Source organism: Acinetobacter sp. 1294243 (assembly GCF_000588015.1).
GTDB classification, from domain to species: domain Bacteria; phylum Pseudomonadota; class Gammaproteobacteria; order Pseudomonadales; family Moraxellaceae; genus Acinetobacter; species Acinetobacter pittii.
In genome coordinates this window covers 405189-420927 of sequence record NZ_JFXG01000002.1, presented here as the reverse complement: position 1 = coordinate 420927, position 15739 = coordinate 405189, and the positions used below count along the sequence as shown (strand labels likewise).

The 15739-nt window shown below is 37.7% G+C and carries 16 protein-coding genes and 1 pseudogene; 13 read left to right on the top strand and 4 right to left on the bottom strand.

Annotated elements, in window-relative coordinates; translation table 11 throughout:
• From J655_RS09605 to J655_RS24450, 3 genes and pseudogenes are all read left to right on the top strand, one after another.
• The coding region (locus tag J655_RS09605; RefSeq protein ID WP_032052304.1) for an acetyl-CoA C-acyltransferase at positions 1 to 634 on the top strand (634 nt) is incomplete at its 5' end.
• A 13-nt stretch (positions 635 to 647) separates the two neighbouring features.
• Complete coding sequence (catC, locus tag J655_RS09600) at positions 648 to 938, top strand: muconolactone Delta-isomerase (RefSeq protein ID WP_017402686.1); 291 nt, start codon at positions 648 to 650, stop codon at positions 936 to 938.
• A gap of 39 nt (positions 939 to 977) precedes the next feature.
• A pseudogene (locus J655_RS24450) lies at positions 978 to 1178 on the top strand (TetR family transcriptional regulator); the annotation flags it as partial.
• 38 nt (positions 1179 to 1216) lie between these two features.
• Here the strand turns inward: J655_RS24450 and J655_RS09595 are convergent.
• Positions 1217 to 2083, bottom strand: coding sequence for a LysR family transcriptional regulator (locus tag J655_RS09595; RefSeq protein ID WP_032052303.1), 867 nt, complete (start codon positions 2081 to 2083; stop codon positions 1217 to 1219).
• A gap of 329 nt (positions 2084 to 2412) precedes the next feature.
• Here J655_RS09595 and J655_RS09590 point away from each other — a divergent pair, with 329 nt between their 5' ends.
• The 5 genes from J655_RS09590 (at position 2413) to J655_RS25735 (ending at position 6336) form a co-directional block, all read left to right on the top strand.
• On the top strand, positions 2413 to 2844 hold the full coding sequence (locus J655_RS09590) for a DoxX family protein (protein ID WP_032005205.1): 432 nt from the start codon (positions 2413 to 2415) through the stop codon (positions 2842 to 2844).
• A gap of 32 nt (positions 2845 to 2876) precedes the next feature.
• Complete coding sequence (locus J655_RS09585; RefSeq protein ID WP_032005207.1) at positions 2877 to 3791, top strand: hypothetical protein; 915 nt, start codon at positions 2877 to 2879, stop codon at positions 3789 to 3791.
• Positions 3792 to 3898: 107 nt separating this feature from the next.
• Positions 3899 to 5359, top strand: coding sequence for an alginate export family protein (locus tag J655_RS09580; RefSeq protein ID WP_032005209.1), 1461 nt, complete (start codon positions 3899 to 3901; stop codon positions 5357 to 5359).
• An 18-nt stretch (positions 5360 to 5377) separates the two neighbouring features.
• On the top strand, positions 5378 to 5989 hold the full coding sequence (locus J655_RS09575; protein ID WP_032005211.1) for a M17 family peptidase N-terminal domain-containing protein: 612 nt from the start codon (positions 5378 to 5380) through the stop codon (positions 5987 to 5989).
• A 101-nt stretch (positions 5990 to 6090) separates the two neighbouring features.
• On the top strand, positions 6091 to 6336 hold the full coding sequence (locus J655_RS25735) for a hypothetical protein (protein ID WP_080973501.1): 246 nt from the start codon (positions 6091 to 6093) through the stop codon (positions 6334 to 6336).
• Positions 6337 to 6370: 34 nt separating this feature from the next.
• On the opposite strand, the gene J655_RS09570 is transcribed toward J655_RS25735, so the two are convergent.
• Both J655_RS09570 and J655_RS09565 read right to left on the bottom strand, forming a co-directional pair.
• Positions 6371 to 7057 carry a pirin family protein gene (locus J655_RS09570; protein WP_032052302.1) on the bottom strand — a complete coding sequence of 229 codons (687 nt, stop codon included), beginning with the start codon at positions 7055 to 7057 and terminating at the stop codon, positions 6371 to 6373.
• A gap of 189 nt (positions 7058 to 7246) precedes the next feature.
• Positions 7247 to 8107: a siderophore-interacting protein gene (locus tag J655_RS09565; protein WP_032005217.1), complete on the bottom strand. Its 861-nt coding sequence runs from the start codon at positions 8105 to 8107 to the stop codon at positions 7247 to 7249.
• 392 nt (positions 8108 to 8499) lie between these two features.
• On the opposite strand from J655_RS09565, the gene J655_RS09560 reads away from it, so the two are divergent.
• Positions 8500 to 10347, top strand: coding sequence for an AMP-binding protein (locus J655_RS09560; RefSeq protein ID WP_032052301.1), 1848 nt, complete (start codon positions 8500 to 8502; stop codon positions 10345 to 10347).
• A gap of 69 nt (positions 10348 to 10416) precedes the next feature.
• Here the strand turns inward: J655_RS09560 and basB are convergent, their stop codons facing one another.
• On the bottom strand, positions 10417 to 12447 hold the full coding sequence (basB, locus tag J655_RS09555; protein WP_081403781.1) for an acinetobactin non-ribosomal peptide synthetase subunit BasB: 2031 nt from the start codon (positions 12445 to 12447) through the stop codon (positions 10417 to 10419).
• A 500-nt stretch (positions 12448 to 12947) separates the two neighbouring features.
• Here basB and J655_RS25660 point away from each other — a divergent pair, with 500 nt between their 5' ends.
• The 4 genes from J655_RS25660 to bauE are packed head-to-tail and all read left to right on the top strand — an operon-like array spanning position 12948 to position 15734.
• Complete coding sequence (locus J655_RS25660; protein ID WP_255787958.1) at positions 12948 to 13079, top strand: hypothetical protein; 132 nt, start codon at positions 12948 to 12950, stop codon at positions 13077 to 13079.
• Positions 13079 to 14020, top strand: a complete 942-nt coding sequence (bauD, locus tag J655_RS09550) for a ferric acinetobactin ABC transporter permease subunit BauD (protein ID WP_032005223.1) — start codon at positions 13079 to 13081, stop codon at positions 14018 to 14020. The genes J655_RS25660 and bauD overlap by 1 nt, the downstream gene beginning before the upstream one ends.
• Positions 14020 to 14967 carry a ferric acinetobactin ABC transporter permease subunit BauC gene (gene bauC / locus J655_RS09545; protein ID WP_032005225.1) on the top strand — a complete coding sequence of 316 codons (948 nt, stop codon included), beginning with the start codon at positions 14020 to 14022 and terminating at the stop codon, positions 14965 to 14967. The genes bauD and bauC overlap by 1 nt, the downstream gene beginning before the upstream one ends.
• Positions 14964 to 15734 carry a ferric acinetobactin ABC transporter ATP-binding protein BauE gene (gene bauE, locus J655_RS09540; RefSeq protein WP_032005227.1) on the top strand — a complete coding sequence of 257 codons (771 nt, stop codon included), beginning with the start codon at positions 14964 to 14966 and terminating at the stop codon, positions 15732 to 15734. Before bauC ends, bauE begins: the two co-directional genes overlap by 4 nt.
• Positions 15735 to 15739: the final 5 nt, after the last annotated feature.

Here is a 15739-nt window from a genome sequence, read left to right as displayed (position 1 = left end):
CGCAAGCGCGCAAGCCAAAGGCTTTTTTTCTAAAGAAATCGTGGCAGTTGAAATCCCTCAGCGTAAGGGCGATGCTGTTGTGATTGATACCGATGAACATCCATGTGCATCAACCACCCTTGAAGCTTTAAGCAAACTTAAACCAGTTGTTAAAGCAGATGGTTCTGTGACTGCGGGGAATGCTTCAGGTATTAACGATGGTGCTGCGGCTCTGCTGATTGCTTCTGATGAGGCAGTTCAAGCTTATAACCTCAAACCACGTGCCAAGATTATTGCTTCAACAGCGGTGGGTGTAGAACCACGTATTATGGGTTTTGCTCCAGCGCCTGCAATTAAAAAATTACTTAAACAAGCCAACCTGACTTTAGAGCAGATGGATGTAATTGAGCTCAATGAAGCCTTTGCTGCGCAAGCTTTGGCAGTGACCCGTGATTTAGGTTTACCAGATGATTCTGACAAGGTGAATCCAAATGGTGGTGCCATTGCATTGGGTCATCCACTTGGTGCATCAGGTGCACGCCTAGTCACTACAGCCTTAAACCAGCTTGAACAAATAGGTGGTCGCTACGCTTTGTGTTCAATGTGTATTGGTGTAGGTCAAGGCATCGCTTTGATTATTGAACGTGTTATTTAAAAGGAAAGAACTAATGCTATTTTACGTACGAAAAGATGTGATTTTACCTAGCCATTTAACTGAGCAGGAAATTGAAGATATTAAAGCAAGAGAACGTGCTTATTCTCAAGAAATTCAAAGACAAGGTAAATGTCGCCATTTATGGAGAATAACAGGGCAGTACGCAAACATTAGTATTTTTGATGTCGAAAGCAATGAAGAGCTGCATAACTTATTACAAGGATTACCACTTTATCCTTACATGAAAATTGAAGTGATCGCTTTAAACCGACATCCATCTTCTGTGAGAGAAGGTGATCTTTAATAATTGAATTAGACAATTATATATTCACAAGTCCATGAAACCGTACTGAGATATAGAACATGACTAATTAATGAAATCTGTAGCCAGCTTAGAACCCCAAAAAACGATGCAACTTTTCAGCATGCTAAATTATTTTTATATATGAATGAAGGCGCAATTATTCAGCTTTTAAGCTCGGGTACGGCAATCGAGCGGGAAAAAGTGCTGGATTGTTTTTTGGCGGGGCTGGGTTGTGGCTAATGAAAACCAATAGCTCTATGAGATCGAAAAGTCCTAAACTATAAAGCTTCAGTAATAGATTGAAAATGTTGTTTCAACGTATTTAAAAAAAGCTGAACCTTTTTTGGAATTTTTGATCCATAGGGCGTGGTTGCATAAAAATGAAGTTTTGTAGAAAAAATGTCTTGAGAGCAATTAATAATCACTCCCTCATCTTCATATTTTTTAGCCAAAAAATCTGGAATATATAAAATCCCCTTGTTTTTCTTACATAGATCTAAAAGTATTTCTATATTGTTGCAGATTAGTTGAGGGGTCGAATTAATGGTTTTATTTTCTAAATCTGCTCTTGAATATAAAAATATGTTGTGTTTTCTTAATTCTTCTATACTTTTAGGTTTTCCATATTTGTTTAAAAAGGCAGCTGTTGCATAAAAGTTTCTTTTATAGCTATTTAGAATAAAAATATTTTCTTCTCTGACTTCTTCTTCAATTTTTAAAATAATGTCGAATTTATATTCATTTATTTCCGATGTTTTTTCAGAAAATAATAAATCAATCTCGATATTAGGATATTGAATTAAGAAATTAGAAATAATATCTGAAAAGCAAGTTTGAATAAAAGCATGTGGAGCACTAACTTTTAATATACCCTCTGGGTACTTTTGGTCATAGATGAAGTCATTGGCAGCCAAATCTAACTCTTTAACAATAACTTTACAACGCTGATAAAACTTCTCTCCTGAGCGGGTGAGGTCCATCTTTCGGGTGTTACGCGTAAACAATGATGTACTGAATAAACTTTCTAGATAAAAAATTCTTTTAGAGACTTGATCTCGAGTAATACCTAAATTTCTAGAGGCATTACTAAAATTTCCATTCTCTACGACACAAATGAAAGTATAAATACAGTCTAGTTTATCCATTAAATTTTGAAAGGCTAACTTGGCGTGTCGCTAAACTATATTATGATCTTTTACTTATCAATCATTGTATCTTTTGAGGATACAGTTTGTATTTAAATAGGTATCTAGTAGTTTACGTTTATTTTTGATTTTATATATATTGTCTTTTATTTGGATTTACTCGGTGGTTTATAAAAATATATAAGTAGTATTTTAAAATTAAAAAATTTTATCTGGTTTTAAAAAATTATTTTTAAGAGACTGGTTTTATATTAAATACATCGTTTTATTAATACTGGGGTGGGTTTTTATAAATGATTAGAAATAAAGAATATCAATGAGGTAAAGAAATGAGCGGCTTGATTAATAATAATCCAGTATGGGTTAAAAAGATTTTATCAATTCATGGATTGCTTCCACTTCTTCGAATTGCATTAGTTTCAGCCTATTTGGTTGGTGGAATTAATAAGTTCATCGGTTTTCATGCGGCTATTGAGGAGCAAGCAAGTTTTGGTTTGCAACCGGCTTGGCTCTGGGCAGCCGCAGCGATTGTGATTGAAATTGTGGGTTCGCTCTTGGTTATTTTTAATCGTTTTGTCTGGTTAGGAGCAGGGGCTTTAGGCTGCTTAACCGCAATAGCGATGCTAGTTGCCAACGACTCTTGGAATCATACAGGTCCTGCATTTTTTAGTACGTTTAATAGTTTTTTCGAACACCTTGGTCTTATCGCTGCTCTGGTGATGGTCACTATTCTTTCTAATCAACAACCAAACAAACAATAAGCTACAGCATCTAATTCTAATAGGAGTCTTTTATGCGTAAATCATTACCAGCTTTGCTTTTAAGCACAATGCTAGTGGGCGCCAATGTTGCCATTGTTCCTCAGGTTTTAGCCAAGACAACAACGAGTGTAAAAAGTGAAACACCCGGCGTAGCTCCTCAATACGATACAACACATGTGTATGTTAACCCCGAAGACTTCGATAAATTTACCGATAGCTTAGTGGCTACATTTGGGGGAACTAAATCTAAACAAGGCGTTTTTCAGGTCACTCCAACACCAAGCCAGACCATTTCCCAACTTGTATTGACCCCAGTAGGAACATTGTCTGTATTCGGTTTTAAAACTCCAGTCCCACATCCTTTTGGCTTGGAAAGAACAGGCTATTTAGTCAAAGATATGGATGCGGCAGTGCAGTCTGCTAAAGCAAATGGCGCTGATGTCATTGTTGAGACATTTCCAGATCCGATCGGGCGTGATGCAGTCATTCAATGGCCGGGTGGCGTGAATATGCAACTTTATTGGCACACCACTAAACCGAGCTATAACAAACTAGAAACTGTGCCAGAAAATCGTATTTATATTTCAAAACAAAGTGCGGATTCTTTTGTTAAAAAATTCGTCAATTTCTCACACGGTAAAGTGGTTTCAGACACCCCTAAAGCGGCTGGTGTAGAAATTGGGCGTCCAAATGAAACCTATAGACGTATTCGCGTGGAATCTGATTTCGGCAAAATGACAGTGTTGGTTACCGATGGTCATCTTCCTTACCCATATGGGCATGATATGACGGGTTATGAAGTCAAAAACTTATCTGAGACTTTAGATAAAGCGACAAAATCTGGCGCGACAGTCTTGGTGAATGCCTATAAAACAGATGGTCGCGAGGCCGCGATGGTACAGTTCCCGGGTGGTTATATTGCTGAAATTCATGCCGCTACAAAGTAATTTATTGTCTTAATGATTGATAAAACAACACTCATATTGCTTAAGGGCAATGTGGGTGTAAACGACTAAGTCTTTGTAATGACCTATTGATTACCGTGGAAAACTAGATGGCCCAGCATATTTCTAAAGATAGAAAATATCGAATTAAGTGCTCAGAAACTTACCGTAAAATAATTAAAATAAGTTTATTGCTGACGGGGAGTTTATTTTTTTATGAAGTTACTCATGCGGAAAATGAAGCTTCAAATACAAATGCATGTCCAACTCGTCCAAAAATCTCAACGAATCGCTGGCAGGAAAATTGGGATGTTTTAAAAAATCCATGTGTGCCAAAGAAAATAGGTGATGATTTTAAATATATACCTTTTGGCGATAATAATTATTTATCACTAGGGGCAAATATTCGCGAGCGTTTTGAAGTCAATAATAATGCGAGATTTGGTAGCGGAAATAATCAAGCCGATCGCTATTTAATTCAAAGATTACAAGTTCATGCCGATGCACGTATAGGTGATCATTTACAATTATTTACTCAGCTCAGTGATGCGCGAGCATTTGATAAAAAGAATATTAGCAGTACCGATCAAAATAGACTTGATGTAGAACAAGCCTTTATTGCGTGGGTGAGTCCTTTAAATAATGGAACTTTTAAGTTTAGAGTTGGGCGTCAAGAGATGGCTTTTGACTTGCAGCGCTTTATTTCGAATCGCGAAGGGCCAAACGTTAGACAAGCTTTTGATGGCATTTGGTCTGGTTATGAATATGGCGATTGGAGAGTTTTAGGCTATCTCACTAGACCTGTTCAGATTGAAAAAGATTCAACTTTTAACGACCACTCGAAAAGCGATTTAAGTTTTAGCGGCTTTCGTGTAGATAAACAAAATGTATGGGGCGGTGAGTTATCTGGTTATTACTCTCGTTATGAACGCGATAATGCATCTTTTACAAGCGTTAAGGGAAATGAGATTCGAGACTTATATGATGCTCGCCATATGGGTAAAAAGAATAATATTGATTGGGATGTTGAAGGTATGCTTCAGCGTGGAAAGATTGGTGGACAAACTATTCAGGCATGGGGACTCAGTAGCATTACGGGATATACGTTTGCTGAACAAGCTTGGTCACCACGTTTAGGCGTCCAGTTTGATATAGCCACAGGCGATAAAAGCGCCAACGATAATGAACTCAATACTTTTAACCAGCTCTTTGCAAACGGCTCATATTTTACTTTGGCGGGTTATAGTGGCTACAGCAATATCATTCACATCAAACCATCTCTTACACTTAAGCCTTCCGATAAACTCACCCTATTAACCGCATTAGGTTTTCAATGGCGTGAAACCACCAATGATGCAGTTTATTTCCAAGGCAATAACAGCATGGCGAACACAGCAAGACAAGGTTCAAGCTGGACGGGAGCATATATTCAACTAAGAGCAGATCAAAAAATAAATTCTAATCTGTCTGTTGCTGCCGAAGGAGTACACTTTGAAGTCGGAGACACGATTAAGAGAGCTGGAGGTAAAGACTCAAATTATCTAGGTGTTGAACTTAAATATGGATGGTAAATCGAGAAGAGAAAAAATATGGGCACAGATTTAAAGCAAACAAAAATTGGCTATTATCAAAATCTAGATATTGAACTGGTGACTTGGGACTGCACCTCGGCTGAGGTTGAACTTTCCTGTGCTTGTATTTTTGAACATGAAATGAATAACCGTTCTTTTTCTGGCGGTTTAGCACATTTAGATGAAGCACTAAATGGAAGGTTAAATGAAATACGGAAAAATAATTGGTTCAGTGCGAAATTGAACGATGCTCTTTTAATAAATCAAACGCCATCGACCATACAAGCCTCTAAAGTTTTACTGATAGGAATGGGTGCTCCAGAAGAGTTTACGTTAGAGAGAATCAAGACCGCGATAAAAACTGTTGTAAAGACAACGCATCAACTGGAACTGAAAAGTGTGGCATTTGCCCCTAGTATTTTAGATACAGGTCTGAATCCTCCCTCTGGTTTAAATGAAGTAATGCTACAAGCTCTCAAAGAGGAATTAGACCGACATCATCAGCTTCATTTGCAAAATTTAGTCAAAAAATCTGAAATTGAAAGATGGGTTTTTGATGCTGGTTTTCAAAATTATGATGCGAAGGCCGAGCAATATAGAGTGTCTTTTTCTAAAATTTTTTATAGCTAATATTTCAACTTATCAAAAAACAACTTGTTTATTAAACATGACTCATATAATAAATGGGAACGCAACAAGCATCTCTATAGCTTGATCTAGGAGGTCGTTATTTGAAGTTATTTATTATTATATTCATAGTAATTTTTTCTAGTATTGGACTCATTTGTTTAATCGCGCTACTCAGAAATTTAAAAAATTATTCACCATCTGGTGAGCATGATCATTCATCTGCTTCAACACATCATTTTCACGATAGTAGTCCGAGTCATCATCATAGCTCTAGTTACTCAAATGACTGTTCATCATCATCTTCTGATTCAGGCGGATGTGATGGCGGTGGTGGCGGGGGAGATTAAAAAAAGCCCTTTTATGCAAAGGGCTTTTGATGATTTAAGGTAAATCGAACCAGATAAATTGACTGTCTTCAATTGCGTGAATTGTCGCTTTATCTTCAAAAACTAAAGCATCGCCTGCTTTAACTTCTTGATCGCCAATGCGAACTACACCTGAAATCACGTGCACATAGTTCACTTTTTTAACCGTATCAACAGTTAACTCATGTCCTTTTTCCAATACTGCAGATTTTACTTCTGCATTTTGGCGAATATGCATTGGTGCATTTGCATCAGGCCCTGCAATTAAATGCCATTTGTTTGGATCTTTACGTGGGTCAAGATTAATTTGCTGGTAATTTGGCTCTGCGTCTCTTTCATCAGGAATAATCCAGATTTGTAGTAAATGTACAGGCGTATTAGTGTTGTTGATTTCACTGTGAGCAACACCTGTGCCGGCACTCATGAGTTGCCATTCACCCGCTTTAATCTGGCCTTCATTTCCCATGGTGTCACGGTGTGAAATTGCACCATCTAGCACACAAGTTAAGATTTCCATGTTGTCATGGGAGTGCGTACCAAAACCATTATGCGCATCAATCTGGTCGTCATTAATTACACGTAGAGCGCTTACACCCATATATTTAGGGTCATACCAACTACCAAATGAAAAGCTATGATAAGACTCTAACCAGCCTGCTTTTACATGACCTCGATCTTCACTACGATGTAGATAAGCATTCATGATCTAATCTCCCAAATTTTTATTTATCTCTTGAGAAATATAATAATGTTCTATGTGGGGCTAAAAAATAGGTTAACTGCAACATGTCGTTGCATAATTGATATGGTCGTATAGTTTTATATTTATAGATATATGTTGACTCATAAAAAAACCTGCACAAGGCAGGCTTTATTCAAATGATTACTGATCTTAGTTCGCTAAATCAAGGTCATCATATTCATTCAAGGTCTTACCTTGCTGAATATGTTTTTGATAATGTTGAGCACGGAGTATGTCTAGTTCTGAACTTGATACGCCATCTCTCCAATAGCCAGCAATACGCACGTCATTTTTATTAAACTGTTTGTCTTCTAGAAAAAACTGGCGTAAAGCTCTGGCTTCTTTGCGTTCGCAAGCCGCCCAAATCGTAATATTGTCATAAGTTTTTAGTGCAAATGCTGCTTTTAAAAGAAGACCTTTTTGTGGCCTGTGATGTTCTTTATGGAACGAATGAATTTTGACGTGGTCATGACGGGGTAATTGGCTAGCAATATCTTTTTCAAAACTCTCAATGAAAATATCCGCACTTACGCCATTTTTCCATTCATTCAGTATCGAATATAACGCGGGTACAGCCGTATCGTCGGCAAACATGACCACATGTTTTTTATGTATGAAATTGGGAATGAAATGAGGGCGGGGGCCAATAAGCCCGATTTTTGTACCCACTCGAGCTGAATTAAGCCATTCCATTGCTGGGCTTAAATCTTCATGTTTAACAAAATCAATTTCGATTTGAGCATTTACAGGATTGAATGAACGGACCGTATAGACGCGTGAGATGGGTTGTCCCTCTGGCGGATTGCTCACAATTAACCGAATTGCTAAATTGGGAGCTTGCCAAAGCTCTGGCTGTAATGTGTTGATTTTTCCTTGAATTCTGACAATGGACGGATACGGCGTATGGATCGAGACGATAGTCATCTCAAGCTGTTCCATATCTTGTAAATGGTCTTTTTCTTTTAGTAAGTCGCCATATTCTTGTTTCGATTTTTCTGCAATTTTTGTCATACATATAACCCAAGCTTCATGATTACTATAGAGCGTAATAATTGATATAGATGTAGTCTCTCTATTCATTACGATAACCAAGTTGGCTCTAGATGTAAATAATAATCATTATTAATTGTGGTTTTTAGATCTAAATATAGACCTCTAAACGATTAGACCTAAGGTTAAAAATTATCTTATTGTTTTGATATTTATCATTTTTCATAAATGGCTTTTAAAGGGGGAAAATTGATATTTCTCACAATATTAATTGTAAATGATTATCATTTGTATTATTGTGCTGGGATATCTATTATTCGAACAAACAGCGATAAAGACGACATTTTTATAACTTTGTTTTGAATATTAGGTGGGGTGGTATTGCATAAAGAATAGGGTGAGGACCAAGATAAATGCTAAAAGATTTGAGTCAAAATTTAGGGCAAATGAATGATAAAAATAACAACGTAGAAAATTTCTTAAAGCGAATTTATGAAAATATTTTTGATCAAAATTCCCATCGAACAGCACTTATTTTTGAAGACCGTAGCATTAGTTATGCTGAGGTAGGGGCTCAGGTCGCCAAAGTCATGTATGCGCTAAAAAAGCAAGATTTGGCGACAGGGTCTGTGGTAGCCATTTGCTTAAGAAAAAGTCCTGAGCATATTTATACCGCTTTGGCATGTGCGCTTATTGGCATCATTTGGCTTCCTGTAGATATGGATTCTCCGCCATCGAGACTGAACTATTTATTGACGAATAGTCGGGCAGATGTTGTGGTGAGTGACTCATCCATTGCAGGTGTTCAAAACCTAAATATTAATGAAATTTTATCGGCTACAACTGAGCACAAACCGAGCTTTAATGCCGAAATCAACCGACGTCCGGCATATTATTTATATACTTCGGGAAGTACAGGGACTCCGAAGTGTGTGGTCTTAAATAATAAAGCCACAGAAAACACGCTACAACAGACGATCTCGGAATGGAAAATTACTGCTGACGATGTGATTATGGCTGTAACACCATTTCATCATGATATGTCGGTATTTGATGTATTTGCTTCAATGGCAGTGGGTGCAACTTTGGTGGTTCCATCTTTTGAGCAAAGTAAAAATGCTGTTGTCTGGGCCAATTTAGTAGATCGTTACAAGGTTACGCTTTGGAGCAGTGTGCCTGCCATTGTCGATATGCTGTTCAGTGTAGCTCAAAAAGAACAACTACAGTCTTTGCGTTTAATTGCCCAAGGCGGCGACTATATCAAACCTTCACTCGTCTCGAAGATAAGAGAACAATTGCCTAACACTCGTTTATTTTCATTAGGTGGACCTACCGAGACCACAATTTGGAGTATATGGCATGAAATAAATGAGCAAGATCAGGAAATTATTCCGTATGGAAAAGCTTTAGAAAATAACCGTTATTATATTTTGGATGAAAATCTGAAGCCTTGCCAAATGCGCGAGGTCGGTACGATGTATATGTCCGGCCTGAATTTATCTAATGGTTATTTACTTGATGGGGAAATTTATTATAAAGATTTCGTTGAAATTCAAGTGAGTGAAAATGAAACTCAAACTGCTTTTCGCATGAGTGATCAAGGATATTTTAGGGAAGATGGAAATATTATTTTTGCTGGACGTGAGGACGGTTATTTAAAAATAAAAGGTGTGAGAATCTCTGCGGCCGAGGTTGAAAATGCTTTAACGAAGAATCCGTATATTCATAACTGTGTGATAGTAAGTTGTGTACACCCAACGACTGAAACTCAAGAGTTAGTCGCCGTTTACACCCTAGAAAATAAATACAAAACTACTCGCTTAAATAGCCCTGAATTAAAGAACTTTTTAAAAGTGCATTTACCGAGTTCACATATTCCTTCGAAATATTTGGTCCTCGAAACCATTCCTTTGACCCGAAATGGAAAAATTGATCGTAAAGCTGTGCAAGAAATCGCTCAGGGGAAAATTTACGTATCTTCTATGTTGTCTACAAACTCCTCTAAAACACAGTTATCAGTCGCTGAGGTAGGAGACTCGGTTTTATCGGTTTTCCGTGAATGCATCGCTGACAGCCAAGCTGAAAGAATGGATATTTTTTATAGAAGTGAAATATTAGCGATAGGAGTTCGTCCGAAACAACTCATGAGTATTGCTCAGAAACTCTCTCAAAAGCTCAATACAGAAATTGATTTTTATACACTCATTAGCTGCAAAACAATTCAGGATGTGGTGAATAAAGTAGAGCAGCAAATAAAATAGAAAATTGAAATGTGCTTAAAAGCGGAGTTGAGATGTTTGCTTTTAAGCACATGATTGGTTTTAGGGCAACTAGATTTGAGCTAAGGTTGCCTTAATTTTTTCACAGATACTTTGCACTGTTGCTGTCGGGAAGCGGTGGGCTTGATACGTAATGATCATGCTTAACTGATGTTGTCCATCAATCACATTTTCCATAATTTCAAAATGTAATCCGAACATCGATTCATCACGTTCTGGCAAGATCTGACGATAAGGAAGATCTTGTCCCTGAGGTGTTTTGAGCGCGCCGTTTAAAGCGTTATTTGAATGGATATGAATAAACACATCAAATAACAGTCCTTCATCGGCTCTCATTCCTAATGCATTTTGAATATGGTTGATAGGAATATCTGCATAGGCCATCGAGGTATTAATCATTGTGCTGATATTGTGGAGCAATGATTGGAATGAATCTGAAGGGCTAAACTGTGTGCGATGCGCCACCATGGTCGTAAAGTAACCCACCGTATCAAAAAACTCAGGATCAGTTCGTCCAGATGCAGAAGTACCAATCACAATATCTTTTAAATTACCTTGTTGCTGTAACGCATTGGCGATTGCAGTATAGAGAACCGCGAAAATAGAAGAGCTGTGTTGTCTCGAAAATGCGAGAAGCTTTTCATGCATTTCCGGTGCAAATTTAAGTTCGAGCCATTGGACTGGAGGTTTTTCCTTTTCAGCATTTAACTCATGTTCCGAAACAGGGAGATGTAAACCTTTGGTTGCTCCTGTTAGCAGGTTAGTCCAATAATTTAGATGGTCTTGGTTAATCCCTTGTTTTTGCTGGAGTAAAGAAAAATCAAGAATAGATTGGGCGGGTACCTTCCAGTTTGGTGCTTGAGCATTTGAACGAGCAAGATAAGCATGCGCAAGGTCAGCCATAATGGTATTTAAAGACCATTCATCAATCACCATGTGATGAACTAAAAACGATAGAGTTTGGCGGCCTTGAGCATTTCGAATTAAACGAATTCTTAATGGAAGTTCGCGTGTTAAATCAAATTTATATGAAGCTTCACTTGCAAGCGTTGCATCGTGACTTTCGGCACTGTTCCAAAACCATTTGAATTGATGAAGTTCAGATGTAGGAACCACCTGTTGATAGGTTTGAGCATTGTCGGTATTAAAAATTGTGCGTAAACCTGCATGGCGCTCAACAATATCTGTAAAGGCTTGAAAGAAAATATCTTCATTAATTTCTTCAAGGAATTCTACGGCAAATGGCAAGTTATAAATTGGGCTAAAATCGAACGCAGAATAAGCTTGCCACAGGAAATCTTGAGCTAAAGTAAGCGGGGCTTTATCGACACTTTGTAAGGTGGATTTTTCAGTTTTTGCAGATTTAACGAAAGCGTATTGGGCTAAGTCAGCAGCAGATGGGGATTTAAAGAAATCATTAAATTGAATCTCAATTCCATGTTTATTGAGTAGGTTTCCAATAATTCGTGTTGCTAAGAGTGAATGGCCGCCAAAATCAAAAAAGTCATCATGTTGGCTCATTTCTGGTTCAGCGAGTGTATTTCGGAACTCTTCTAAAATAATTTCTGAAACATAGGTTTGGTTAGGTTGTTGTGGCGCTTTTGCGAAACTTGTATCTAGATGATGTGAGATATCAATTTCAGTCAGTACCAATGGCATATTATTTGGTGAATATTGTTGATATCGATTTTGTATAGCCTGAATGAAATCTGACTTTTGATAGCTTTCATCAAGAATCGGGTGGAGCGCTAAAATAAGAAAATAGTCTTGTTCAGTTTCTACGAGACTTGTAAAAAAAGGGGGATGAAATTCTGCATTCCATGATTGCGCTTTTAAGGTAGCTACCTGCTCAAATACCTGTTCTGTATTGCTCTTTTTTAATTCTAGGCAAGCTGAATGGTCATCAAATGGATATTTGTATAAATCGCCTTCGTCACTAAATGTATAGCGGACATTTAAGTCAGGCGTAGTTTTAATAATGTCTTGAATTGCTTTAATCAGCAGTTGAATGTCTAAACCTTGATTAACTTTCCACAGATTAAAACGTCGATTAACTTGTTCAGGCTGCTGTAATTGCAACATCCAGATATGTTCTTCGTAATCAGTAACCGAAAGGAGAGAGGGCGATTTGGAAAATTGTTCCAACATAAATGAATCCTGGTTTATCAAATGGCTATTTTCATCAATTTTTATTTCGCAAATTTTTTACATTAGATTAAATTTCATATAATTCATAATGTTATAGATTTGCTTGTTTGCAAAAATTGACCTTTTTCTAATGAGTTGATGTGCACATGAACTGTACTGATGTAACAGTAGGGTTACATTTTACCTTTAAACATACTATAATTGATTCTCATTTACATCAATATTATTATTTGCAAGAAGGTGGTGCCAATTGAGAATGACGAATTTTTAAAATAGAAAATAAATAATAAGTAATTGATTAATATTTATTTAATTCGAAATTGGTTCAGCAAGAATAATTTAAAGATGAAAAAAACGATCCTCAGAATAGGGCTGTGATTTTGCCTATTCAAAAGGAACTTATTTTGTTGTCTCGATAAAATTGAGGAATTTTCATGAGAATATTCAATCATGAAAGGTTAATAAGCCCATCAAATGTTGAACAAATTTTCCCTCGCTTTGGTTTGATGGGACTAAATTTGCAATTTGCATTGGCTTTATTACGCTCAAGTGGGGCACGCCACTGATGCGATTTGGCTTATTCTGTATTTTTATCCTTTTATGTATTTGTTCGTTATTGCTCGGAGCTGAGCAAATACAGTGGTCTACCTTATTTTCTTTTTCTCATGAGAGTTGGCTCACTCTTACAGCCAGCCGTATTCCTCGTTTGATTACCATTGTGCTTACCGGTATCGGGTTGGCGGTATGTGGTGTCATCTTGCAGCATATTGTGCGTAACAAGTTTGTTGAACCGGAAACTTCGGGCGGTTTAGATGCTGCCAAACTGGGAATTTTAGTGTCATTAACTTTAGTTCCTGTAACCAGCACGCTGAGCAAGATGATATTTGCGATCATTTTTTGTTTTATTGCCAGTTTAATTTATATCGCAATTATTCGGCGGATCCGTTTTAGAAATACGGTTTTAGTACCGGTTATTGGCTTGATGTACGGCAGTGTACTGAGTGCCTTAGCTGAGTTTTATGCCTATCGCTTTAATATTTTACAAAGTATGCAAGGGTGGCTTTTAGGAGATTTTTCAAAAATTGTTCAAGGCCACTATGAAGTTATTTACATTATTTTTCCGATTGTTGTCCTGACTTATCTTTTTGCACATTGCTTTACCGTGATTGGTATGGGTGAAGAGATGGCTTCTAGCTTGGGACTTAGTTATGCAGCTATAGCCGCCATTGGTTTAATACTGGTTGCCATTACAGTTTCAACCACAGTAATTACTGTTGGCGCCATTCCTTTTGTCGGGCTTGTGGTCCCCAATTTGGTCGCACTGAAATACGGAGAAAACTTAGCTAAAACCTTGCCCATTGTGGCTTTAGGTGGGGCGTCTCTATTACTGGTTTGCGACATTCTTGGTCGCTCGATTATTTATCCATTTGAAGTGCCAATCGGACTTACCGCAGGTGGTGTGGGGGGAATTATTTTCCTCATCCTCATTTTGAGGGAGTTCAGATAATGCGTATTACAAAGCTATGGATGATTTATCTGATTGTCATCTGCCTAGCAGTATGTTTTTTATTTTTAAACTCAGGACTAGATTTTGATTACGTCATTCCTAATCGACTTCTGCGTCTTGCCACGATTGTGATAGCCGGTATTTGCGTTGCTTTTTCCTCGATTGTTTTTCAGACACTGGTCGGTAATCGTATTTTGACTCCCTCAATTATGGGCTACGAAGCGATTTATCTCTTATGGCAAGTTTTGTTGTTGTTTTTTTGGGGAACACATGGAGTAAGTCAGTTAGGGGTAAATGGTAATTTCTTTATCTCAATCGTTTTAATGCTGCTTTATTCGTGGGTAATCCATAAGTGGTTATTGCCATATGGCAGAAATGATGTCTTTCTCCTGTTGCTTTTAGGGTTAGTTCTTACGATGGTCGTCGGGACGGTTACTCAATTTATTCAACTCAAAATTAACCCTGGTGAATTTTCTGTTTTCCAAGGCCTTAGCTATGCTTCGTTTAATCGCTCTCAACCAGAAACTTTATTTTATGCCAGTGTAGCCGTAGTCATTGTTCTATTCCTCGGTAGAAAAGCACTCCCTGTTTTGGATGTTCTGGTTTTAGGACGTGAGCAAGCCATTTCATTAGGTATTCATCATCACCGCTATGTCAGTTTCTATTTAGCCCTAATCGCTATTTTGGTTGCGGTATCTACCAGTCTGATTGGCCCGACAGTATTTATGGGCGTATTTATTGCCAACATTACTTATGCACTAGCAAGAAGTTATAAGCATAAATTAACGCTGCCCATGGGCTGTGCCATCACGATTGCCATATTTATTGCTGCTCAAATTTTAGTTGAGCACGTTTTTAATTACAAAACGACCGTCAGCATTTTGGTCAATCTGGTATGTGGCATTTATTTCCTTGCGCTGACGGTTCGTACCCGAGGTGTTGCATGATTCATGTCAAGAATATCAATAAGTCATATGGAAATAAGCCAATACTGACTGACGTAAATGTTGAATTTCCTACAGGTCAGGTGACGTCACTCATTGGTCCAAATGGAGCTGGAAAATCGACTTTGCTCATGATGATGGCACGTTTAATTGAACCAGATAAAGGCGAGATTTTTCTTAATCATCAAAATATTGCGGATATTAAAACCGCTGTTTACGCCAAGCATGTCGCGACTTTACGTCAAGCACCTGGCTTTAATTTGCGCTTAACCGTAGAAGAGCTGGTTTCATTTGGACGCTTTCCCTATAGCCGTGGTGTTTTAACCGAGCAAGATCGTCAGGTGGTTGATGAGGCTATTGAGTTTCTTTCTTTAGAACCACTGCGCAAATCTTACATCGATGAAATTAGTGGTGGTCAAAGGCAAATGGCCTTTTTGGCGATGACGATCGCACAGCAAACAGACGTACTTTTATTAGATGAACCCTTAAATAACCTTGATATGAAACATGCCGTTCAAATTATGCGCGCACTCAGGCGCTTATGTGATGAACAAGGGCGCACTGTGATTTTAGTCATTCATGACATCAATTTTGCCACGAATTATTCGGACCATATTGTCGCGCTGAAGAACGGCAAGTTTCATTTCAGTGGGTTAACCGAACAAGTGATTACAGAGGCGCAATTAAATGATCTGTACGAGCTTGATTTTGAAATTACATACAGTGAGCGTGGCTGTATGTGTAATTACTTCAACTCATCTGGAGCTTGAATACA

Bases quoted from the DNA above. Each gene is read 5' to 3' on its own strand.
- catC (WP_017402686.1), top strand. From the start codon at position 648: ATGCTATTTTACGTACGAAAAGATGTGATTTTACCTAGCCATTTAACT.
- J655_RS09595 (WP_032052303.1), bottom strand. From the start codon at position 2,083: ATGGATAAACTAGACTGTATTTATACTTTCATTTGTGTCGTAGAGAAT.
- J655_RS09590 (WP_032005205.1), top strand. From the start codon at position 2,413: ATGAGCGGCTTGATTAATAATAATCCAGTATGGGTTAAAAAGATTTTA.
- J655_RS09585 (WP_032005207.1), top strand. From the start codon at position 2,877: ATGCGTAAATCATTACCAGCTTTGCTTTTAAGCACAATGCTAGTGGGC.
- J655_RS09580 (WP_032005209.1), top strand. From the start codon at position 3,899: ATGGCCCAGCATATTTCTAAAGATAGAAAATATCGAATTAAGTGCTCA.
- J655_RS09575 (WP_032005211.1), top strand. From the start codon at position 5,378: ATGGGCACAGATTTAAAGCAAACAAAAATTGGCTATTATCAAAATCTA.
- J655_RS09570 (WP_032052302.1), bottom strand. From the start codon at position 7,057: ATGAATGCTTATCTACATCGTAGTGAAGATCGAGGTCATGTAAAAGCA.
- J655_RS09565 (WP_032005217.1), bottom strand. From the start codon at position 8,107: ATGACAAAAATTGCAGAAAAATCGAAACAAGAATATGGCGACTTACTA.
- J655_RS09560 (WP_032052301.1), top strand. From the start codon at position 8,500: ATGCTAAAAGATTTGAGTCAAAATTTAGGGCAAATGAATGATAAAAAT.
- basB (WP_081403781.1), bottom strand. From the start codon at position 12,447: ATGTTGCAATTACAGCAGCCTGAACAAGTTAATCGACGTTTTAATCTG.
- J655_RS25660 (WP_255787958.1), top strand. From the start codon at position 12,948: ATGAGAATATTCAATCATGAAAGGTTAATAAGCCCATCAAATGTTGAA.
- bauD (WP_032005223.1), top strand. From the start codon at position 13,079: ATGCGATTTGGCTTATTCTGTATTTTTATCCTTTTATGTATTTGTTCG.
- bauC (WP_032005225.1), top strand. From the start codon at position 14,020: ATGCGTATTACAAAGCTATGGATGATTTATCTGATTGTCATCTGCCTA.
- bauE (WP_032005227.1), top strand. From the start codon at position 14,964: ATGATTCATGTCAAGAATATCAATAAGTCATATGGAAATAAGCCAATA.